We start from the raw sequence: 20,802 nt of genomic DNA on the forward strand, positions 1-20,802 counted from the left end.
GAGCAACGTTGCCCGTCATCACTCCGCAGCTCGTCTCGTTGGATCGCCCGCTGGGCGCCACGAAGGACGATGTCATCCGCACCATCGCGGGCCTCGTGGCCCAGGCAGGCCGCGCCTCCGACGCCGACGCCCTCGCGACCGACGTGCTCGCCCGCGAGGCGCTCACGCCCACCGGCATGGGCGGCGGCATCGCCATCCCCCACGCCAAGACGGCCGCCGTCACCGAGCCGGGCCTGTTCTTCGCCCGCCTCGCCCCGACGGTCGACTTCGGCGCACCCGACGGCCCCGCCGACATCCTGTTCATGATCCTCGCGCCCGAGGGCGCCGCCGACACGCACCTGCAGGTGCTGTCGCGCCTCGCCGGCTCGCTCGTCGACGACGAGTTCACGGCTGCGCTGCGCAGCGCATCGACGCCCGAGGAGGTCGTCGCGCTCGTCGACGCCGCCGTCGCCGACCGCGAGGAGGCAGCGGCGACCGTCGCCGCCGACGCACGCTCGCTCGTCGCCGTCACCGCCTGCCCCACCGGCATCGCCCACACGTACATGGCGGCGGATGCGCTCAAGGCCGCCGGCGACCGCGCCGGCGTGCGCGTGACGGTCGAGACGCAGGGCTCCGCGGGCTCGAAGCCGCTCGACCCCGCGATCATCGCCGCCGCCGAGGCCGTGATCTTCGCCGTCGACGTCGACGTGCGCGACAAGGGCCGCTTCGCCGGCAAGCCCGTCGTGCAGGTGCCCGTGAAGAAGGGCATCGACGAGGCCGACGCGCTCGTGGTCCGCGCGCTCGCCGCAGCCAACGACCCCTCGGCGCCGCGCGTCGCCGGCGGCGCGGCCGCCGCATCCGCCGCCCCGGCAGCGAACGAGTCGTTCGGCGCGCTGCTCAAGCGCGTGCTGCTCACCGGCGTCAGCTACATGATCCCGTTCGTCGCCGGTGGCGGTCTGCTGCTCGCGCTCGGCTTCCTCATGGGCGGCTTCGAGATCGCGTTCGGCAGCGACGTGCCCGGCCAGAACGTCGCGCAGTTCACGGCGCTGAACTTCCAGCTCTGGAACCTTCCGCCCGAAGGCTTCCTCTACTACCTCGGCTGCGTCGCGTTCACGATCGGTGGCGCATCGATGGCGTTCCTCGTGCCCGCGCTCGCCGGGTACATCGCCTACGGCCTCGCTGACCGCCCCGGCATCGCGCCCGGCTTCGTCGCCGGCTCGATCGCAGGCTTCATGGGCGCCGGCTTCCTCGGCGGCATCGTCGGCGGTCTGCTCGCCGGCGTCGTCGCCCGCTGGATGGGCACGTGGAACGTGCCGCGCTGGCTCGCGGGCCTCATGCCCGTCGTGCTCATCCCGCTGCTCGCGTCGATCGTCGCGTCGGGCCTCATGGTGCTCGTGCTCGGCGGCCCCATCGCCGCGCTCTCGACGGGTCTCGGCGACTTCCTCAACTCCCTCACGGGCACGGGGGTCGTGCTGCTCGGCGTCATCCTCGGCGCCATGATGGCGATCGACCTCGGCGGCCCCATCAACAAGGTCGCGTACTCGTTCGCCGTCGCGAACCTCGCCAACGGCTCGCCCGACAACCCGGGACCGTGGATGATCATGGCCGCCGTCATGGCCGCAGGCATGGTGCCGCCCCTCGCGATGGCGCTCGCGACCGTGCTCGATCGTCGCCTGTTCTCTGCTGCCGAGCGCGAGAACGGCAAGGCCGCCTGGCTGCTGGGCGCGTCGTTCATCTCGGAGGGAGCGATCCCGTTCGCCGCTGCCGACCCGCTGCGCGTCATCGGTGCATCCATCGTCGGCGCGGCTGCGACCGGTGCCATCTCGATGGCGGCCGGGGTCACGAGCCAGGCGCCGCACGGTGGCATCTTCGTGTTCTTCGCCATCGGCAACATCGCGATGTTCATCGTCGCGATCGCCGTCGGCGTCATCATCACGGCGCTGCTCGTCATCGCCCTCAAGCGCTGGGTGCGCCGCACGCCCATCGCCGTCGAGGAGCGCGAGCTCGCGACGGTCTGACGTTCCAGCGGTGCGAGGACGGGCGGGTCGCTAGCGCGGCCCGCCCGTTCGGCGTGCGCGGCGTTGCTCGGTTCGGCGTGCGAACCACTGGCGTGCACGGCGCGTGCGCAGCCGGTCGCGGCTGAACATGTAGGCGCCGCCCATGACGAAGACGTCGCTCGCAGACTCCCGCTCGGGCCAGGTGAGCATGCGCCGCACGCGCTCGGAACCCATCCGCAGCAGCACCGCCGTGACTCCCGACGCGACGCCGACCACCGCGATCACGATCGCGAGCCCGATCGCCCACTCGATCGGCAGCGCGCGGTCGCCGCGCGACGTGAGCCACGCGAATCCGACCGCGGCGATCGGCAGCACGACCGCAGGCACGGCGTGCTGCACGATCACGGTGCGCACCTCGGGCGGCGGCTCGTCGGATCCCCACGCGTCAGGGCTCGTCGCATCCGGTCCGCGGAAGAGCCGCAGGGCCGGATCGTCGGGGTCGGCACCCCGCCCACGCCGCTTCGCCTGCTCGGGATCCATCGTCATGCGAGCACGCTACGCGCCGATGCTGCGCGGCGGTGGTGAGGGGACTGGCCGGCCGATACGCCGGGTTCTGTCGTGGACGGCCATCTCTCTACGACGTACGGCGGCATGCCCGATCGGTGTCAGTCGAAGCCGTTACTTCGGCGAAACTCCGTCATGAACTCGTCCGCCACGCGGTCACCACGCTCGATCGCTCCGATGACCCACTGTAGGAACTGCTCGGTGTCGCAGAGTCGCATGATGCCGTCGAGCGATTCGCGATTGCCAGCCAGCGTCGATCTCGAGTAGCTCGCCATCGCTTCGTCACGCTTCTCGACCATCTCGAAGTGCAGGCCGAACCGATGGTCGATGTTCCTGACTCCAGCCCGGACCGCGGCACCCTTCCATCGCGCAGCCTCGCGATCGTTGCCTCGGTCGGCGAACGCCCACGCCACGAAGACGAGACTTTCGGCATCGCCGTTGAGAGCACCTCGAAGCTGTTGCAGGGCGTCCGCGGCCTCCTCGTTGCCAGCGCTCGAGGCTTGTTCGAACCACGGAAGCGCGGACTCGAGTGTGCCGGTCGCCAGTTCCAGCGCGCCGATGAGGCGCATCGCGTCGTCATCGCCGAGGCCGGCTGCCTTCGCGTACCAAGACTTGGCCGTGGCGAAGTCGCCTTGGTCGCGATGGTGGTTTCCCATGTTGAACATTGCATCCCGCGATCCGGATTCAACAGCGCGGAGGAACCAGTGCACCTTGCCTGCTTCGTCCCCTGCTGCCTCTCGCACCAGTCCCATCCGGACCAAGGCGACTGCGTTCCCCTTCTCAGCGGCGGCCTGGTACCAATGCCAGGCAGCGTCAGCGAGGCCGCGGTGATGCGCCGCGTCGCCCAGCGCCACCATCGCATCAGCGTTTCCAAGCGCGGCAGCGTTCTTCAATCGCATCTCGGCCACTGCCAGGTTGCCATCACGAAGACTCTCTTGCGCAGCTTCGTACGCCTGCTTCGCGATAGCTGAGACATTCTCGTCGAGACCCACGAGGCTGACTATAGGGGGAAGTCCGATCCGAAACTCGGACAGTGGCTGACTTCTCAGGCGCTGCCGACCGGCCGGCACGATACGCGCCGATGCTGCGCGGCGGTGGTGAGGGGACTGGCCGGCCGATACGCCGGGTTCTGTCGTGGACGGCCATCTCTCTACGACGTACGTTGCCGCACGCCTCCAGCGACCTACCCGAAGACGGGACGAGCAGCCCCATGGTCTTCTGTCTGGTCTTGCTCCAGGTGAGGCTTGCCTAGCCGCCGTGCTCGCACACGACGCTGGTGGTCTCTTGCACCACCGTTTCACTCCTGACCGACGTAAGGTCGGCGGACCTGCTCTCTGTTGCGCTTGCTCGCGGGTCACCCCGGGTGGACGTTATCCACCACCTTGCTCTGCGGAGCCCGGACGTTCCTCGGCACCCGAAGGTGACGCGGCCGCCTAGCCGACCAGTCCCGCAGACGATGGTACGGGATGCGGCGGGCCCGGGTGGGATCAGCAGGGGTCACTTCTTGCCGCTTCGTGCGGCGTGTCGCGGCATCAGGTGACCACTCTTCGCAAGGAAGTGACCCCTCCCCGTCAGGAAGTGACCCCTCCACGCGAAGGCGGTCGCGTCAGTGGCGGCGCTCGAACGAGGCGCCGACGTCCATCGCCTCGTTCGCGACCTTGTCGGCGCGCGCGTTCTGCGCGCGTGGCACCCACGTGAAGCGCACCGAGACGCCCGACAGCAGCTGGCGGGCCTCCTGCGCGAGGTCGGCCATCGACGGGTGCTTGATCTTCCAGCGGCCCGACATCTGCTCGACGACGAGCTTCGAGTCCATGCGCACGTCGAGCGCCGCATCCGGATCGATGCTCAGCGCCGTGCGGCAGCCCTCGATCATGCCGCGGTACTCGGCGAGGTTGTTCGTGGCGATGCCGACGAACGTGCCTACCTCGGCGAGCAGCTCGCCCGTCGCGGGGTCGATGACGACGGCGCCCGAGCCCGCGCGGCCGGGGTTGCCGCGCGAGCCGCCGTCGGCCTCGACGATGAGGGTGCGGCTCACAGGCCGGACTCCTCGGTGCGCACGAGGATCGCCGACGACGACGGGCACAGCACGACCGCATCCGGCGCGGCGTTCCGCACCTCGGCGAGCTCCGCCGACGTCAGCTGCACGCCGCTCGCCGTCGAGATGCCGCGCGTGAGGTGGCTCGCGCCGAGGCCGTAGCGGGCGCGCTGGCGCTCGTAGAGGGCGAGGAGGTCGGTGGGGATGCCGGACTCGGCACCCGCGCGGTCGCTGCGCGCCGCCTCGAGCTCGTTGCGCACGCCCTTGAGGCCCTGGTCGCGAGCGGTCGCGAGGCGACCGCGGCGGGCGCGCTCGTCCTCGGCGGCCGTGCGGGCCTCGCCGAGCTCGCCCTCGGCGACCTCGAGCCGTTCCATGACCTCGAGCTCGATGTCCTCGAGGTCGCTGCGGCGCTTGTCGAGGGTCTCGATCTCGTGCTCCATCGCCGATGCCGTCTTCGCATCCGACGTCTGCTGCAGCCGCTCGCGGTTGCGCGTCGCGCGCGCCTCCACGACCTGCACATCGGCCTCGATGCGGCGCACCTCGGCCTGCAGGTCGTCGACGGCGCCCAGGCGCTCGAGCACCGTGCGGTCGAGGCCCACGAGCGCGTCGTCGGACGCGGCGATCTCGGGGTCGTCGAGCAGCGTGCGCTCCTTGTGCTCGAACTGGCGGATGCGCGTGTCGACGTCCTGCAGCGTCAGCAGCCGGCGCTGGTCCTCGGGGCTCGCGGTCAGGGCCATGCGTCCTCCTTCGCGCGACGGGTCGTCGCGGGGCGTGCGGTGGTGAGGGTGGTGCGCATCACTGCGGCACCTGGAAGTCCCACGGGTCGGTGCGCAGGTCGCTCACGGCGACCTCGACGCCCGGCAGCTCGGCGCGCAGCTGCTCGGCCGCGGCGTCGAGCCACAGCCACTCGCTCGCCCAGTGCGACACGTCGATGAGCGCGGGACCGCGGCCGAGCGCGTGGCGCTCGCGGGCATCCGACGCCGGATGGTGGCGCAGGTCGCTCGTCACGTAGACGTCGGCAGCGACCACGGCGGGCTCGGCGAGCAGCGAGTCGCCCGCACCGCCGCAGAGCGCGATGCGCTGCACGGGGCGGTCGAAGGATCCGGCGACGCGGATGCCGCTCGCCGTCGACGGCAGCGCCCGCGCGAGCACCTCGGCGAGGCGGCCGAGCGTGATCGGCTCGGGCAGCAGGCCGACGCGGCCGAGTCCCGTGTCGTCGCCCGACGCGCTCGCGACGATCGGCTGCTGCGCCGTGAGGCCGAGGATGCGCGCGAGCTCGCCCGACGTGCCGCGCTCGACGACGTCGGCGTTCGTGTGCGCAGCGAGCAGCGCGCAGCGGGCGCGCACGAGGTCGGTGACGATGCGGCCCTTGCCGGTGTCGGCCGCGACGGAGGTCACGCCGCGCAGCAGCAGCGGATGGTGCACGAGCAGCAGGTCGGCGCCCGTCGCGACGGCCTCGGCGGCGGTGTCGAGCACGGCGTCGACGGCGAGCAGGATGCGGCGCACCTCGTCGGCGGGATCGCCCGCGATCAGGCCCACGGCATCCCAGCCCTCGGCGCCCGCGCGGGGCCACAGCCGCTCGACGGCGAGCTGCACGTCGGCGACGGAGGTCATGCGCTCCAGTCTAGGTGCGGGTCCTCGGGCGTCCTGCCCGCCAGGGCGAGCACCCAGCGACGTCGGCGAGGATCGGCGAGTGACGACCGACGCCCCCGCCACCACCGCATCCGACCCCGCGAGCGACGCCGCCTTCCCGCGACCCGACGACGCCGATCCGCGGCGCCCCGTGCCGGCCTGGCGCGCACGCCTGCAGGGCGTCGTCGAGCACCGCTGGTTCCAGCGCAGCATCATCACGCTCATCGTCGTCAACGCCATCCTCATCGGCGTCGAGACGTATCCGGGCATGCACGGCATCGGCGGCGGCATCCTCTACGTCGTCGACGCGATCATCCTCACGGTGTTCACGATCGAGGTCGTGCTGCGCATCTCGGCGTACGGCTGGCGCTTCTTCACGAACGGCTGGAACCTCTTCGACCTGTTCGTCGTCGCCGTCTCGTACGTGCCGTCGGGCGGGGCGCTGCAGGTGCTGCGCGTGCTCCGCGTGCTGCGCGTCCTGCGGCTGCTGTCGCAGGTGCCGTCGCTGCGCCGCGTCGTCGGCGCGCTCGGCTCGGCGATCCCCGGCATCTCCGCCATCGGCGGCCTGCTCGTCATCATCATGTACGTCTACGTCGTCGCCTGCACCATGCTCTTCGGCGACATCGCGCCCGAGCTCTTCGGCGACCTCGGCGCATCCACCGTCTCGCTCTTCCGCCTGCTGAACGGCGACGGCTGGGGTGAGATCGTGCCGCCGCTGCAGGCCGAGCTGCCGTGGGCGTGGCCGTTCATGATGGGCTACGGCCTCATCTCGACCTTCGTGATCCTCAACCTCTTCATCGCCGTCACGTGCGAGGCGCTCGAGAACCAGAAGGAGGAGGAGACGCAGCTCACGATCAAGGAGCAGCAGCTCATGGACGAGGTGCTCGAGCTGAAGGCGATGGTGCGGTCGATCGCCGAGGAGCGGCGCGGGGCATGAGGGACTCCGAGAAGGCCGCCTGGCGCTTCCTCGGGTTCGCGGCGCTCTTCGTCGTCGTCGCCGTCGGCGTGCTGGTGCTCGGCACGGCGCTCTTCCCTGGGCAGGGCTGGGTGCCCGGGCTCGTCGGCGCGGGGTCCGTCGGGGTGCTCGTCGTCATCTCGCGTCGCGGCCGCCGAGACGGCGACTCCGTGCTCTAGCGAGCCCCCTGGCCTCAGTCGGGCTGACGGGTCGCGCGGATGCGGCGCAGGCGGGTCGTGGCGCTGAGGATCATCGCGACCGGCGCGCCGAGCATCAACCAGCGCCACGCGTCGCCGGTGCTGGTCGCCAGCGCGACCACCATGAGGGCAGCGAGGATGAGCGCGATGCCGATCACGGCGAACTGCGCGCGCTCCTGGGTCTGGATGGGCTCGTCCATGTCCCCCATCCTCGCGCATGCGACACCGTGCGCCAGCCCCTTGTGCGCATCGGCGGATGCGCCCGGCGAGCCGGGAATGCAGCGTCCGCCCACGGCGCATCGCACTTTCAGGACTCGGTGCAGGAACGTCCTTAAGATCGGCAGGTGACCAGCGCCACCGCAGCATCCGACTCCCCCGCGACCGCATCCGACGACCTGCCGCCCGGCGGACCCACGATCCAGCAGCGTCGCCGCTCGATGCTCGCGTCGGCGGTCGGCAACGGCCTCGAGTGGTTCGACTGGAACATCGCCGTCGTGTTCTCAGGCGCGCTGAGCAGCGCGCTCTTCGACCCGGCCGACCCGACGAGCGCGCTGCTGTCGCTGTTCGCGGTGCTAGGCGTCGGCTTCCTCTTCCGCCCGCTCGGCGGCATCCTGTCGGGCTGGCTCGCCGACCGTTGGGGCCGCCGCACCGTCATGGTGGCGACGATGCTCACGATGAGCGCCGCGTCGCTCGGCATCGCGCTGCTGCCGACGTTCGAGCAGGCGGGCGTGCTCGCGTCGGTCCTGCTGCTGATCGCACGCCTCGCGCAGGGCCTCGCGCACGGCGCGGAGTCGACGGCCGGCTACGCGTACATCGCCGAGATCGCGCCGCGTCGCCGACGTGGTCTCTGGTCGTCGACGCTCGCGATGGGCGTGCTCGTGGGGTCGATCCTCGCGTCGGCGATGGGCTTCGGCCTCAACACCGCGCTCGGCGTGGATGCCGTGGCCGAGTGGGCGTGGCGCATTCCGTTCGCGTTCGGCGCCGTGCTCGCGATCGTGGCGCTCGTGCTGCGCGTCGCGATGATCGAGTCCGACGTGCTGCGCACGGCGCAGGCGGAGGGCGAGGTCGGCGCCGAGGCGTCGTCGCCTGCCACTGCCGCCGACCGCGGCGACGCCGTGCGCTCGGGCGTGAAGGTGTTCTTCTTCGTCGCGCTCATCTCGATCGCGTTCTACACGTGGCTCACGTCGGCGTCGTCGCTCGCGACGGCGCAGCACGGCATGGAGCCGTCGGCGGCCTTCGCGTCGAGCCTCGTCGCGCAGCTCGTGTGCGTCGCGGTCATGCCGTTCGCCGGCATCCTCTCCGATCGCATCGGCCGACGCCCCGTCGCGCTCATCTTCACGGGTGGCTTCGCCCTGCTGACGGCGCCGCTCACGCTGCTCATCTCGAGCGAGGCGTGGACGCTGCTCGTCGCCCAGACGGTCGCGCTCGTGCTCGTCGCGTGCGGCAACGGCATCTACTCGGCGCTGCTCTCCGAGCAGTTCCGCACGCGCCACCGCGCCCGCGGCATCGGCATCGCGAACTCGCTGTCGGTCGCGATCTTCGGCGGCACGGCGCTGTACGTGAACCTGTGGCTGTCGTCGATCGGCGCGTCGTGGCTGTTCATCGTCTACGTGTCGCTCGTCGCCGTGGCCGCGTCGATCGCGGTGCTGCGGATGCGCGAGACGAAGGGCGTGGACCTGACGGCGTAGGCGTCTACGTGGTCGTGGCGCTGCCCCACGCGTCGACGATCGCGGCGACGTGCCGCGCGTCGGTGCCGCAGCATCCGCCGAGGATGCGCACGTGCGGTACGAGCGCGCGCAGCGCGGCGACGTCGGTGCCGAGCTCGGTCGGGTCGCCGGCGTCGAGCTCGTCGGCGGCGTCGAGCTCGGCATGCGACCGACGCGACGCGTTGACGCGGAGTGCGCCGATGCGGTCGCGCACGGCGGGGGTCGCGCGAGCGAGGCCGGGCGCGACGTGGTCGGGATGCGCGCAGTTCACCATCCACGTGAGCGCCGCGCCGTCGGTCTCGGCGTCGACGAGGGCGATGGCGTCGCCGAGCTCGCTGCCGTCGGGCAGGCGTCCATCGGTCTCGACCGTGAACGACGGCACGATCGGGATGCCGGCGGCCGCCGCGGCGCGCACGGCGCCGATCGCCTCGTCGGCGTAGGTGAGCGTCATGGCCGACACCCGGTCGGCGCCGGCATCGCGCAGGCTGCGCACCTGCGCCGAGTGGTACGCCTCGGCCTCGTCGGGCGTCATGCGCTCGCCAACGACGTAGCCGTCGCCGCGCGGGCCGATGGCGCCTTCGACGAGCGCACCTTCCCGCCCGTCGAGGGTCTCGCGCACGAACGCGACCGCGGCGGCGTTGGCCTTGTCGAGTGCGTCGGCGTCGCATCCGAGCCGTGCACCCCAGTCGGCGTTGGCGCGCCAGGTCGGGGTATCGAGCACGACCGGCAGCCCGCGCTCGTCGGCGATGGCCACGAACGCGTCGAAGTAGCGCCGCATCGCCGAGCGACCGTTCGCGTCGTCGAGCAGCGGGAAGGCCGCGAAGTGGGGAAGGGCGATGCCGTCATGGAACAGCAGCACCGTCTCGAGCCCCGCGTCGGTCACCGTGAGCGCATCCGTGGTCATCGTGCACCACCCCGTCCGCGGCCCAGCATCCTCGCGTCGTGCGCGCGACGCACGCGCGGGCACACGCTCGTCCCCCACCGTCGGCCGTATGAGCGCCCAGGATCGCCGCGCGAGTCGCGACTATCGTGGCGCGATGCCCCTGCCCATCGCCGACCGCGCGCCCGCCGTGCTGTTCGACGTCGACGGCACGCTCTGCGACGTGCGCAGCATCCGCCACCACGTCGACGGCACGGGCCGCCGCAACTTCGACGCGTTCCACGCGGAGTCGATCGACTGCCCGCCGCACGCCCCGTCGTCGCGCTGGCGGCGCGTGCCCGCGAGCTGGGCTACCGCGTCGTCGTGGTGTCGGCGCGCAACGCCCGCTGGTCGTTCGTGACGACGGCGTGGCTGCGCGAGCACGGCGTCGAGCACGACGAGCTCGTGCTGCGCGGCCGCACCGACCTGCGCCCCGACCACGAGGTGAAGACCGACATCGGCCGCCTGCTGTCGGCCCGCTACCGCGTCGCGCTCGCGGTCGACGACCGCGAGGACATCCGCGAGGTCTGGTGGTCGTTCGGCATCCCGGTAGCACTCGTCGACGACGAGGGAGCGATCGGTGCGCCGTCGCCCGCGCTCGCGGCGGTGGATGCGGCGCTGGGCGATGTGCTCGCCGAGGCGAGCGCCGTGGGCCCGAGCGGGCTCGAACCGCTGACCCCCTCGGTGTAAACGAGGTGCTCTGACCGACTGAGCTACGGGCCCGGGTCGACGATACGCGAGCCCGACGACGCCGGCGTGCCCCGCCACGCGAGTGCCGCGACCGGAGCCGAGAGCGCGAGCACGACGGCGAGGGCGAGCACGCATCCGAGCCAGCCGAAGCCGAGGAACACTGGGCCGAGCGCGACCGCCGCGACGGCGCCGCCGAGGTAGTAGGCGGTCAGGTAGAGCCCGACCGCCGACGAGCGGGCGACGACGACGTGGCGCGCGACGAAGCCCGTCGCACACGACTGGCCAGCGAAGACCGCGACGCACGTGAGGGCGAGGCCGACGACGATCGCCCACGTCGCTCCCTGGGCGCCGAACGCCGCGATCGCGAGGCCGACGACGCCGATCACGACGGCGGCGAGGAACGTCGGCACGAGGCCGACGCGCGCGATGACGCCGCCGACGCGCGGCGTCACGACGATCGCGAGCAGGAACACGACGAACACGAGCGACACCTGCCACTCCGCCAACCCGTGCGGCGGCGCGACGAGCGCGAGCGATCCGTACGTGAACGAGCCCACCTGCAGCGCGAGCAGCGCCGCGCCGACGAGGCAGGTGGCGAGGATGCGGCCGTCGCGCAAGTGCGATCCGAATCCGCGCACGCCGGCACCGAACGAGGGCGACGGCGAGAAGCCGCGATCGCGCGGCAGCCACGCGACGACAGCCGCCAGCGCAAGCGCGACGACGAGCGCGACCGCCACGAACGACCAGCGCCACCCGAGCGGCGCGGCGAGTCCCGACACGAGCCGGCCGAGGAATCCGCCCATCGCGGTCCCGGCGACCTGCAGCGCGCCGAGCCGCACCGACAGCGACCCCGGCCACGCCTCGGGGATCATCGCGATCGACGTCGAGAACACGAACGGCACGAGCATCCCCTGCAGGATGCGCACGGCCACGAGCGCCCACAGCGTCGGCACGAGCGCGCAGAGCAGCGTCGTCGCGAGCACGCCGACGAGCGCCCACACGATCACGGCACGGCGGCCGAGACGATCCGAGATCGCACCCGCGATCGGTGCGGAGAGGGCGACGCCGAGCGTCGAGCCCGCGATCGTCCACGCCGCGGCGGACTCGGTCGCGCCGAGGTCGCGCGCGAGCGCGTCGAGGATGGGCTGCGTCGCGTAGAGCACCGACAGCCCGCCCACGCCCGAGGCGACGACGGCGAGACGGTCGCGGCCGGACGCGCCGGCGGCGACGTCAGGCAAGCTGCGCGAGCGCCTCGCGGTAGGCGGCGATCGGGCGCGCCTCGCCCGGCTCGGTGCGGAACGCCGCCGCGACGAGGCCCGTGGCGTCGATCAGGTACGTCGCCCTCGTCGCGAAGCCGCGCTCGGGCAGGAAGGCGCCGTAGCGGCTCGCGACCTCGCCGTGCGGCCAGAAGTCCGCGAGCAGGCGGAAGCCGTAGCCCTCGACCTCGGCGAACTTCGCGAGCGTCGCCTTCGAGTCCACGGAGATCGCCAGCAGCTCGACGCCGGCGTCGTCGAAGAGCTCGATGGAGTCGCGCAGCTCGCACAGCTCTCCGGTGCACGTGCCCGTGAACGCCAGCGGGAAGAACACGAGCGCCACCGGCGTGCCGCGCAGCTCCGACAGCGTGACCTCCTCGCCACGGTGGTCGGTGAGCGTGAAGTCGGGGGCGATGTCGCCGATGGTGGGACCCATGGCACCCATCCTGGCACCGCGCTCCTGCGCCGCCGGACGGGGTGTGGATGCCGTCGCAGCATCCGTTCCGGGGTGCGGTTGCTGCACTCAGGTGCGGTTGCAACAGCACCTCAATGCAGCAAGCGCACCTCGCAACGGCGACATCCGCGCGACGACGCGCCGCGACAGGGCGACGACAACCCACGCCCACCCCACCGATTCCGCCACCCGCGCAGCAGCCGCGAGCGGCATCCGCGCCCGGGCTAGAGTGGATAGGTCGGCCGCGCTGGTGACCCCGGTGCAGCAAGACGTCGCAGTCCACGAGCCACGCAGGAGTCAGCAGTGCCGGTGAACGACCAGGATCCCTACTCGGTGAACGCGATGGACCGGGATCCCGAGGAGACCGCGGAGTGGCAGGAGTCGCTCAGCCAGCTCGTCGAGACGCACGGTCACGAGCGCGCTCGCGAGATCATGCTCAGCCTCCTCAAGAAGTCGAAGGACCTGCACCTCGGCGTGCCGATGGTGCCCACGACCGACTACATCAACACGATCGCCGCCGAGGACGAGCCGGAGTTCCCCGGCGACGAAGCCGTCGAGCGCCGCTACCGCCGCTGGATCCGCTGGAACGCGGCCATGACGGTGCACCGCGCGCAGCGTCCCGGCATCGCCGTGGGCGGCCACATCTCGACGTACGCGTCGAGCGCCTCGCTGTACGAGGTCGGCCACAACCACTTCTTCCGCGGCCGCGACCACGAGTCCGGCGGCGACCAGATCTTCTACCAGGGCCACGCCTCCCCCGGCATGTACGCCCGCGCCTACCTCGAGGGCCGACTGAGCACCGATCAGCTCGACGGCTTCCGTCAGGAGAAGAGCCACGCGGGCGGCGGGCTCTCGTCGTACCCGCACCCGCGCCTCATGCCCGAGTTCTGGCAGTTCCCGACCGTGTCGATGGGCCTCGGGCCCATCAACGCGATCTACCAGGCGCAGGCCAACAAGTACCTCACGAACCGCGGCATCCTCGACCGCTCCGACAGCCGCGTCTGGGCGTTCCTCGGCGACGGCGAGATGGATGAGGTCGAGTCGCGCGGTGCGCTGCAGCTCGCGGCCAACGACGGCCTCGACAACCTCACGTTCGTCGTGAACTGCAACCTGCAGCGCCTCGACGGCCCGGTGCGCGGCAACGGCAAGGTCATCCAGGAGCTCGAGTCGTTCTTCCGCGGTGCGGGCTGGAACGTCATCAAGGTCGTCTGGGGCCGCGAGTGGGATGGCCTGCTCGACCGCGACGACGACGGCGCGCTGCGCAACCTCATGAACGTCACGCCCGACGGCGACTTCCAGACGTACAAGACCGAGGACGGCGCCTTCGTGCGCGAGCACTTCTTCGGTCGCGACCCGAAGGCGCTCGAGCTCGTCAAGGACATGTCCGACGACGACGTGTGGAACCTCAAGCGCGGCGGCCACGACTACCGCAAGGTCTACGCGGCCTACAAGGCGGCCGTCGAGCACACGGGCCAGCCGACCGTCATCCTGGCGAAGACCATCAAGGGCTACCAGCTCGGCAAGACCTTCGAGGGTCGCAACGCGACCCACCAGATGAAGAAGATGACGCTCGAGGACCTCAAGGGCTTCCGCGACCAGCTGCAGCTGCCGATCACGGATGCGCAGCTCGAGGAGAACCCCTACCTGCCGCCGTACTACCACCCGGGTGCGGACTCCGACGAGATCCAGTACATGCACGAGCGCCGCAAGGCCCTCGGCGGGTACCTGCCCGAGCGCCGCTCGACGTCGACGACGATCCCGCTGCCCGGCGACTCGGTCTACGCGCTGCCGAAGAAGGGCTCCGGCAAGCAGGAGGTCGCCACGACCATGGCGTTCGTGCGCCTGCTCAAGGACCTGCTGCGCGTCGACGGCTTCGGCAACCGCATCGTGCCGATCATCCCCGACGAGGCCCGCACGTTCGGCATCGACGCCTTCTTCCCGTCGGCGAAGATCTACAACCCGCACGGCCAGAACTACACGTCGGTCGACCGCGACCTGCTGCTGAAGTACCGCGAGGCGCCCGACGGGCAGATCGTGCACGTCGGCATCAACGAGGCCGGCGCCATGGCAGCCTTCACGGCCGCCGGCACGTCGTACTCGACGCACGGCGAGCCGCTCATCCCGATCTACGTCTTCTACTCGATGTTCGGGTTCCAGCGCACGGGCGACGCGATGTGGGCGGCGGGCGACCAGATGGCGCGCGGCTTCATCATCGGCGCGACCGCGGGCCGCACGACGCTGACGGGCGAGGGCCTGCAGCACGCCGACGGCCACTCGCACCTGCTCGCATCCACGAACCCCGCGATGGTCTCGTACGACCCCGCGTACGGCTACGAGATCGCGCACATCATGCGCTCGGGCATCGAGCGGATGTACGGGTCGAGCCCCGAGAACGTCATGTACTACCTGACGGTCTACAACGAGCCGCTCGTGCAGCCTGCCGAGCCCGAGGGCGTCGACGTCGAGGGCATCGTGCGCGGCATCCACAAGGTCTCGACCGGTGGCGACCAGGAGCTGCGCGTGCAGCTGCTCGCGTCGGGCGTCGGCCTGCCGTGGGTCGTCGAGGCGCAGCAGCTGCTGGCCGACGACTGGGGCATCGGCGCCGACGTGTGGTCGGTGACGTCGTGGACCGAGCTGCGTCGCGACGCGCTCGCCGCCGAGGAGCACAACTTCCTGCACCCGCAGGACGAGCAGCGCGTGCCGTTCCTCACGACGCGCCTGTCGGAGGCCGAGGGTCCGTTCATCGCGACGAGCGACCACATGCACGCGGTGTCCGACCAGATCCGCCAGTGGGTGCCGGGCGACTACCTGACGCTGGGTGCCGACGACTTCGGCTTCTCGGACACGCGTGCCGCAGCCCGTCGCTTCTTCCACATCGACAGCCACTCGGTCGTGGTGCGCGCCCTCGAGGCGCTCGCCCGCCAGGGCAAGGTGCCGCTGGGCACCGTGCAGCAGGCGATCGACAAGTACTCGCTCCACGACGTCAACGCCGGCACGTCCGGCTCGGCGGGTGGCGAGTCCTAGTCGGCCGCATTGGATCGCACGAAGGCGCAGCAGCTCGCGTGGCTGCGCCGCATCGCGGGTGACCTGTCGTCGCAGGTCCTGAAGGAGCTCGACGACACCCTGCCGTGGTACCGCACGATGCCGCCGTCGCGGCGGGCCGCGGTGGGGTCGGTCGCGCAGTCCGGCATCACGTCGTTCATCGAGTGGTACGAGGATCCGGATGCGCAGCCGTGGATCGCGGCCGACGTGTTCGGCGCGGCCCCGCGCGAGCTGCTGCGCTCGGTGAGCCTGCAGCAGACGCTGCAGCTCATCCGCGTCGTCGTCGAGGTGTACGAGCGCCGCATCGCGGGCGAGGACACGTCGATGCGCGAGCCGATCCTGCTCTACTCGCGCGACATCGCCTTCGCCGCCGCCGACGTGTACGCACGGGCGGCGGAGTCGCGCGGGCTGTGGGATGCGCGCCTCGAGGCGCTCGTCGTCGACTCGATCCTCACGGGCGAGTACGACGAGGAGCTGCCGTCGCGGTCGGCAGCGCTCGGCTGGGCCGGGCACGGCGACTGCTCGGTGCTCGTGGGCGTCGCGCCGCCGCAGGTCGACGTCGACGTCATCCGCCGCACGGCACGCCACCACGACGCCGACGTGCTCGTGGGCGTGCAGGGCGCGCGCCTCGTGATCGTGATCGGTCGCGTCATCACCGACGAGGAGTCGCCGTACTCGTTCCTCGACATCGCCGGCGCGCTCGAGGGCTCGTTCGGTGCCGGCCACCTCGTGCTCGGCGACCCCGTCGCGAGCGTCGTCGAGGCGTCGCGGTCGGCGAAGACGGCGCTCGCGGGCTTCGCCGTCGCGAAGGCGTGGCGCAGCGCACCACGGCCCGTGCGCGCCGACGACCTGCTGCCCGAGCGGGCGCTCGCCGGCGACCCCATCGCGCGCCAGCAGCTCGTGCGCACCATCTACCGACCGCTGCTCGACCACTCGAGCGACCTGCTCACCACCCTGTGGGCGTACCTCGACAACGGTCGCTCGCTCGAGGCGACCGCGCGCGAGCTCTTCGTGCACCCCAACACCGTGCGCTACCGGCTCAAGCGCATCTCCGAGCTCATCGGCTGGGATGCGACGGGCGCCCGCGAGTCGTTCATGCTGCACGCCGCGCTCATCCTCGGCGCCATCCAGGGCGGCGAGCCGCGCCGATGAGCGTCGTGCATGCCGCTGGCAGGATGCAACCCCTCGGCCATGCCTGCGACGGGTCGCGCGCTGTGGAAGGGTGGATGCCGTGATCGTCGTCGTGGCTCCAGGACAAGGCTCGCAGACCCCGGGGTTCCTCGCCCCGTGGATCGAGGATGCCGCCGCCCGCACCCGGCTCGAGCAGCTGGGCGAGGCCGCAGGCGTCGACCTCGTGACCCACGGCACCGAGTCGGATGCCGAGACCATCAAGGACACGCAGGTCGCGCAGCCGCTCATCGTGGCCGCAGGCATCCTCACGCTCGACGCCCTGCTGGGCGAGGCGGGCCGCCGCGAGGCCGTGGGCGGCATCGCCGGCCACTCCGTCGGCGAGATCACGGCAGCGGTCGGCGCCGGCGTGCTCGAGCCGCTCGACGCCATGGCGCTCGTCGGCGAGCGCGGCCGCGCGATGGCCGACGCCGCGGCGCAGGTCTCCTCGGGCATGGCCGCGGTGCTCGGCGGCGACGCCGACGCGCTCGAGGCACGCCTCGCCCAGACGGGTCTCTCCCCCGCGAACTACAACGGGGGCGGGCAGATCGTCGTCGCCGGCTCCATCGAGGGCATCGAGGCGCTCAAGGCCGAGCCGCCCGCCGGTGCTCGCGTCATCCCGCTGCAGACCGCAGGCGCGTTCCACACGACGTACATGGCCCCCGCCGTCGAGCACCTGCGCGCCAAGGCGGCCGAGACGTCGGCCGCCGTGCCGACGCTGCGGCTCTGGACCAACGCCGACGGCTCCGAGGTCGTCGACGGCCGCGCCTACCTCGACCTCATCGTCGGCCAGGTCGCCAACCCCGTGCGCTGGGACCTGTGCATGGACGCATTCCTCGCCGCCGGCGTCACGGGCGTCATCGAGCTCGCCCCCGCGGGTGCGCTCGTGGGCCTCGCCAAGCGCGGCATGAAGGGCGTGCCCTCGGTCGCCGTGAAGACGCCCGCCGACCTCGCCGCCGCCATCGAGCTGCTGGAGACCGCATGACCACGCTGCACATCCCCGCGACCCGCCCCGGCTCGCGCATCCTCTCGGTCGGCGCCGCCCGCGGCGACCTGAACGTGGTGAACGACGACCTCGTCGGGCCCATCGACTCGTCCGACGAGTGGATCCGCCAGCGCACCGGCATCATCTCGCGCAAGCGCGCCTCGGCCGACGTCACGCTGCTCGACCTGTGCCTCGCCGCTGCGAACGAGGCGATCGAGAAGTCGGGCATCGAGGCGTCGCAGATCGGCGCCGTGCTGCTGTCGACGATCTCGCACCACGTCGCGACGCCGTCGCTCGCATCGCTCATCGCCGACCGCATCGGCGCGACACCCGCCGCCGCCTACGACATCTCGGCCGCGTGCGCCGGATACGCGTACGGCATCGCGCAGGCCGACGCCCTCGTGCGCGCCGGCACGAGCGAGTACGTGCTCGTCATCGGCGCCGAGAAGCTGTCGGAGGTCGTCGACCCCACCGACCGCTCCATCTCGTTCCTGCTCGGCGACGGCGCGGGCGCCGTCGTCGTCGGCCCGTCCGACACGCCCGGCATCTCGAAGTCCATCTGGGGCTCCGACGGGTCGAAGTGGGACACCATCCGCATGACCTCGCCCTACACCGACATCGCGTCGGGGGCGCCGTGGCCCACGCTGCGGCAGGACGGCCAGACCGTCTTCCGCTGGGCCGTGTGGGAGATGGCGAAGGTCGCCAAGCGCGCCCTCGAGGAGGCCGGCGTCACCGCCGACGACCTCGCCGCGTTCATCCCCCACCAGGCGAACATGCGCATCGTCGACGAGTTCGCGAAGCAGCTGAAGCTGCCGGACACCGTGGCGATCGCCCGCGACATCGAGACGACCGGCAACACGTCGGCCGCCTCGATCCCGCTCGCCACCCACCGCCTGCTCGAGGAGCACCCCGAGCTCTCCGGCGGCCTCGCCCTGCAGATCGGCTTCGGAGCCGGTCTCGTGTATGGCGCGCAGGTCGTCGTCCTCCCATAGGCTCTTAGCCGCTACCGCACTGAAGGAGAAGAACGATGGCACTGACCAACGATGAGGTCCTCGCCGGGCTCGCAGAGCTCGTCAACGACGAGACCGGCATCTCGGTCGAGAACGTCCAGCTCGAGAAGTCGTTCACGGACGACCTGGACATCGACTCCATCTCGATGATGACGATCGTCGTCAACGCCGAGGAGAAGTTCGACGTGAAGATCCCCGACGACGAGGTCAAGAACCTCAAGACCGTCGGCGACGCTGTCACGTTCATCACGAACGCGCAGTCCTGAGCACGCGTGGGGCGGCCGCGAGGTCGCCCCACAGCCATGCAGGCGCGATGACGCGCCCCAAGACACGAGAGAGCCCCTGCATGACGAAGAAGATCGTCGTCACCGGCATCGGCGCGACGACGCCGCTGGCCGGGACCATCCACGAGACCTGGGATGCGCTGCTCGCCGGCGCGTCCGGCGCACGCTCGCTCGAGCACCCCTGGGTCGCCGAGCTCGAGCTGCCCGTCACGTTCGCCGCCGAGGCGGCCGTGCGCCCCGACACCGTGCTCGAGCGCCCCGTCGCGAAGCGCCTCGACCCCTCGAGCCAGCTCGCGCTCGTCGCCGCCAAGGAGGCGTGGGAGGACGCGGGATCGCCCGACGTCGCCCCCGAGCGCCTCGGCGTCGACTGGGCCACCGGCATCGGCGGCGTCTGGACGCTGCTCGACGCGTGGGACACGCTGCGCGAGAAGGGCCCCCGCCGGGTCCTCCCCATGACCGTGCCCATGCTCATGCCCAACGCACCGTCGGCTGCCGTCTCGATGCACTTCGAGGCCCGCGCCTACGCCCGCACCGTCGCATCCGCCTGCGCGTCGTCGACCGAGTCGATCGCCATGGCGTACGAGCACCTGCAGGCGGGCGTCGCCGACGTCGTCATCGCCGGCGGCTCGGAGTCGGCCATCCACCCGATCACGATCGCGTCGTTCGCGTCGATGCAGGCGCTGTCGCGCCGCAACGACGACCCGGCGCACGCATCGCGTCCGTACGACGTCAACCGCGACGGCTTCGTCATGGGCGAGGGCGGCGCGGCGCTCGTGCTCGAGACCGAGGAGCACGCGCTCGCACGCGGCGCCCGCATCTACGCGGAGCTCGCGGGCGGCGGCGTCACGGCCGACTCGTACCACATCACCGCTCCCGAGCCCGAGGGCCTCGGCGCCAGCCGCGCCGTGCTCGCCGCGCTCGAGCAGGCGGGCGCGTCGGTCGACGACGTCACGCACATCAACGCCCACGCCACGTCGACGCCCGTCGGCGACGTCGCCGAGGTGAAGGCGCTGCGTCGCGTGTTCGGCGAGCGCGCGCTCGAGATCCCCGTCTCGGCCACGAAGGGCGCCCACGGGCACCTGCTCGGCGGCACGGGTGCGCTCGAGGCCGCGTTCACGGTGCTCGCGCTGCACCACCGCCTCGCTCCCCCGACGATCAACGTCGAGGAGCAGGACCCCGAGGCGCCGCTGTCGATCTCGTCGACGCCCGTCGAGCTCGGCTCGGGCGCGCAGCTGGCGATCTCGAACTCGTTCGGCTTCGGCGGGCACAACGCCGTGGCGGCGTTCCGCTCGATCTGACGCCCAGACGTGCACGAGGGCCCCGCCGTACTCGGCGGGGCCTCGGTGTCCGTGGGGCTGGGTGGCGGCTCAGCCGGCCTTGTGCAGCCAGATGACGGGGCTCGCGTCGCTCGCGTGACGGAACGCCTCGAGCTCGTCGTCCCAGTCGGTGCCGAGCGCACCGCGCAGCTCGCGGTGCAGCGCCGCGAGGTCGCGGCCCGCGAGCTCCATGGCGGCGCGCACGCGGTGCTCGGAGACGAGCACGGTGCCGAGCGCGTCGACCGTCGTGCGGGTCATGCCGAGGCTCGGGGTGTGCATCCATCGCGATCCCTCGACGCCGCCCTCCTCGGTGACCTCGAAGCGCACGTCCGGCCAGCCGCGCAGCGCGCTGGCGATCGCGGCACCCGAGCCCTCGCGGCCCTCCCACGGCACCTCGGCGCGGCGCGCGCCGGGCAGCACCGGCTGGTCCTCCCAGCGGATGGCGGCGGGGTCGCCGAGGGCGCGCCCGATCGCCCACTCGATGTGGGGGCACAGCGCCTTGGGCGCAGCATGGATGAACACCATGCCGCGGACGGCTTCTGCAAGCGCACTCATGTCGACCTCCGTTCGATGCGGCTTCCCCTCCGACCGAACGCGTCGACGGCATCAGTATGCGC

The 20,802-nt window shown here is 71.7% G+C and carries 22 protein-coding genes, 1 tRNA gene and 1 other RNA gene; 12 read left to right on the plus strand and 12 right to left on the minus strand.

Annotated features, from left to right (window positions below; translation table 11 throughout):
* Positions 1 to 8: 8 nt before the first annotated feature.
* Positions 9 to 1,997 carry a PTS fructose transporter subunit IIABC gene (locus BLQ67_RS00790; protein WP_092501590.1) on the plus strand — a complete coding sequence of 663 codons (1,989 nt, stop codon included), beginning with the start codon at positions 9 to 11 and terminating at the stop codon, positions 1,995 to 1,997.
* A 30-nt stretch (positions 1,998 to 2,027) separates the two neighbouring features.
* Here the strand turns inward: BLQ67_RS00790 and BLQ67_RS00795 are convergent, their stop codons facing one another.
* The 6 genes from BLQ67_RS00795 to BLQ67_RS00820 form a co-directional block, all read right to left on the minus strand.
* Positions 2,028 to 2,522, minus strand: coding sequence for a hypothetical protein (locus BLQ67_RS00795; protein WP_092501592.1), 495 nt, complete (start codon positions 2,520 to 2,522; stop codon positions 2,028 to 2,030).
* Between the two features lie 119 nt (positions 2,523 to 2,641).
* Positions 2,642 to 3,532 (minus strand): tetratricopeptide repeat protein, encoded by an 891-nt coding sequence (locus BLQ67_RS00800; RefSeq protein WP_157674606.1) that lies wholly within the window; start codon positions 3,530 to 3,532, stop codon positions 2,642 to 2,644.
* Positions 3,533 to 3,642: 110 nt separating this feature from the next.
* Positions 3,643 to 3,985: RNase P RNA component class A (gene rnpB, locus BLQ67_RS00805), an RNA gene on the minus strand.
* Positions 3,986 to 4,146: 161 nt separating this feature from the next.
* A complete protein-coding gene (locus BLQ67_RS00810) occupies positions 4,147 to 4,575 on the minus strand; it encodes a reverse transcriptase-like protein (protein ID WP_092501596.1) in 429 nt (142 codons plus the stop codon).
* A complete protein-coding gene (locus tag BLQ67_RS00815; protein WP_092501597.1) occupies positions 4,572 to 5,312 on the minus strand; it encodes a zinc ribbon domain-containing protein in 741 nt (246 codons plus the stop codon). Before BLQ67_RS00815 ends, BLQ67_RS00810 begins: the two co-directional genes overlap by 4 nt.
* A gap of 58 nt (positions 5,313 to 5,370) precedes the next feature.
* On the minus strand, positions 5,371 to 6,189 hold the full coding sequence (locus BLQ67_RS00820; protein WP_092501599.1) for a Nif3-like dinuclear metal center hexameric protein: 819 nt from the start codon (positions 6,187 to 6,189) through the stop codon (positions 5,371 to 5,373).
* A 79-nt stretch (positions 6,190 to 6,268) separates the two neighbouring features.
* Here BLQ67_RS00820 and BLQ67_RS00825 point away from each other — a divergent pair, with 79 nt between their 5' ends.
* Together BLQ67_RS00825 and BLQ67_RS00830 are read left to right on the plus strand one after the other, a co-directional pair.
* On the plus strand, positions 6,269 to 7,144 hold the full coding sequence (locus BLQ67_RS00825) for an ion transporter (RefSeq protein WP_157674607.1): 876 nt from the start codon (positions 6,269 to 6,271) through the stop codon (positions 7,142 to 7,144).
* Positions 7,141 to 7,341 (plus strand): hypothetical protein, encoded by a 201-nt coding sequence (locus tag BLQ67_RS00830; protein WP_092501603.1) that lies wholly within the window; start codon positions 7,141 to 7,143, stop codon positions 7,339 to 7,341. The genes BLQ67_RS00825 and BLQ67_RS00830 overlap by 4 nt, the downstream gene beginning before the upstream one ends.
* 14 nt (positions 7,342 to 7,355) lie before the next feature.
* On the opposite strand, the gene BLQ67_RS00835 is transcribed toward BLQ67_RS00830, so the two are convergent.
* Positions 7,356 to 7,559 carry a hypothetical protein gene (locus BLQ67_RS00835; protein WP_092501605.1) on the minus strand — a complete coding sequence of 68 codons (204 nt, stop codon included), beginning with the start codon at positions 7,557 to 7,559 and terminating at the stop codon, positions 7,356 to 7,358.
* Positions 7,560 to 7,703: 144 nt separating this feature from the next.
* On the opposite strand from BLQ67_RS00835, the gene BLQ67_RS00840 reads away from it, so the two are divergent.
* Positions 7,704 to 9,047, plus strand: coding sequence for an MFS transporter (locus tag BLQ67_RS00840; protein WP_231945111.1), 1,344 nt, complete (start codon positions 7,704 to 7,706; stop codon positions 9,045 to 9,047).
* Between the two features lie 4 nt (positions 9,048 to 9,051).
* Here the strand turns inward: BLQ67_RS00840 and BLQ67_RS00845 are convergent, their stop codons facing one another.
* Positions 9,052 to 9,969, minus strand: coding sequence for a homocysteine S-methyltransferase family protein (locus tag BLQ67_RS00845; RefSeq protein WP_092501606.1), 918 nt, complete (start codon positions 9,967 to 9,969; stop codon positions 9,052 to 9,054).
* A gap of 133 nt (positions 9,970 to 10,102) precedes the next feature.
* On the opposite strand from BLQ67_RS00845, the gene BLQ67_RS00850 reads away from it, so the two are divergent.
* Both BLQ67_RS00850 and BLQ67_RS17040 read left to right on the plus strand, forming a co-directional pair.
* Positions 10,103 to 10,345: a hypothetical protein gene (locus tag BLQ67_RS00850; protein ID WP_092501608.1), complete on the plus strand. Its 243-nt coding sequence runs from the start codon at positions 10,103 to 10,105 to the stop codon at positions 10,343 to 10,345.
* The gene (locus BLQ67_RS17040) at positions 10,312 to 10,674 is read left to right on the plus strand and encodes a phosphatase domain-containing protein (protein WP_456236361.1); all 363 of its coding nucleotides are present in this window, start codon (positions 10,312 to 10,314) and stop codon (positions 10,672 to 10,674) included. Before BLQ67_RS00850 ends, BLQ67_RS17040 begins: the two co-directional genes overlap by 34 nt.
* Here the strand turns inward: BLQ67_RS17040 and BLQ67_RS00855 are convergent.
* The 3 genes from BLQ67_RS00855 to BLQ67_RS00865 form a co-directional block, all read right to left on the minus strand.
* A tRNA-Val gene (locus BLQ67_RS00855) sits at positions 10,634 to 10,707 on the minus strand. The genes BLQ67_RS17040 and BLQ67_RS00855 overlap by 41 nt on opposite strands.
* Positions 10,698 to 11,912 (minus strand): MFS transporter, encoded by a 1,215-nt coding sequence (locus BLQ67_RS00860; protein WP_092501610.1) that lies wholly within the window; start codon positions 11,910 to 11,912, stop codon positions 10,698 to 10,700. Before BLQ67_RS00860 ends, BLQ67_RS00855 begins: the two co-directional genes overlap by 10 nt.
* Positions 11,905 to 12,363 carry a peroxiredoxin gene (locus tag BLQ67_RS00865; protein WP_231945112.1) on the minus strand — a complete coding sequence of 153 codons (459 nt, stop codon included), beginning with the start codon at positions 12,361 to 12,363 and terminating at the stop codon, positions 11,905 to 11,907. Before BLQ67_RS00865 ends, BLQ67_RS00860 begins: the two co-directional genes overlap by 8 nt.
* A gap of 321 nt (positions 12,364 to 12,684) precedes the next feature.
* On the opposite strand from BLQ67_RS00865, the gene aceE reads away from it, so the two are divergent.
* From aceE to BLQ67_RS00895, 6 genes are all read left to right on the plus strand, one after another.
* Positions 12,685 to 15,405 carry a pyruvate dehydrogenase (acetyl-transferring), homodimeric type gene (aceE, locus tag BLQ67_RS00870; protein WP_092501614.1) on the plus strand — a complete coding sequence of 907 codons (2,721 nt, stop codon included), beginning with the start codon at positions 12,685 to 12,687 and terminating at the stop codon, positions 15,403 to 15,405.
* A 9-nt stretch (positions 15,406 to 15,414) separates the two neighbouring features.
* Positions 15,415 to 16,575, plus strand: a complete 1,161-nt coding sequence (locus tag BLQ67_RS00875) for a PucR family transcriptional regulator (RefSeq protein ID WP_197674616.1) — start codon at positions 15,415 to 15,417, stop codon at positions 16,573 to 16,575.
* Between the two features lie 79 nt (positions 16,576 to 16,654).
* Positions 16,655 to 17,575, plus strand: coding sequence for an ACP S-malonyltransferase (locus BLQ67_RS00880; protein ID WP_092501616.1), 921 nt, complete (start codon positions 16,655 to 16,657; stop codon positions 17,573 to 17,575).
* Positions 17,572 to 18,567 carry a beta-ketoacyl-ACP synthase III gene (locus BLQ67_RS00885; RefSeq protein ID WP_092501618.1) on the plus strand — a complete coding sequence of 332 codons (996 nt, stop codon included), beginning with the start codon at positions 17,572 to 17,574 and terminating at the stop codon, positions 18,565 to 18,567. The genes BLQ67_RS00880 and BLQ67_RS00885 overlap by 4 nt, the downstream gene beginning before the upstream one ends.
* A gap of 35 nt (positions 18,568 to 18,602) precedes the next feature.
* Positions 18,603 to 18,851, plus strand: coding sequence for an acyl carrier protein (locus tag BLQ67_RS00890; RefSeq protein ID WP_092501620.1), 249 nt, complete (start codon positions 18,603 to 18,605; stop codon positions 18,849 to 18,851).
* 80 nt (positions 18,852 to 18,931) lie between these two features.
* Positions 18,932 to 20,167, plus strand: coding sequence for a beta-ketoacyl-[acyl-carrier-protein] synthase family protein (locus BLQ67_RS00895; RefSeq protein WP_092501622.1), 1,236 nt, complete (start codon positions 18,932 to 18,934; stop codon positions 20,165 to 20,167).
* A 69-nt stretch (positions 20,168 to 20,236) separates the two neighbouring features.
* Here the strand turns inward: BLQ67_RS00895 and BLQ67_RS00900 are convergent, their stop codons facing one another.
* Positions 20,237 to 20,710 (minus strand): DUF3145 domain-containing protein, encoded by a 474-nt coding sequence (locus BLQ67_RS00900; RefSeq protein ID WP_092501624.1) that lies wholly within the window; start codon positions 20,708 to 20,710, stop codon positions 20,237 to 20,239.
* Positions 20,711 to 20,802 lie beyond the last annotated feature (92 nt).

The organism is Agrococcus jejuensis, from assembly GCF_900099705.1.
In the GTDB taxonomy this organism is placed as follows: Bacteria; Actinomycetota; Actinomycetes; order Actinomycetales; family Microbacteriaceae; genus Agrococcus; species Agrococcus jejuensis.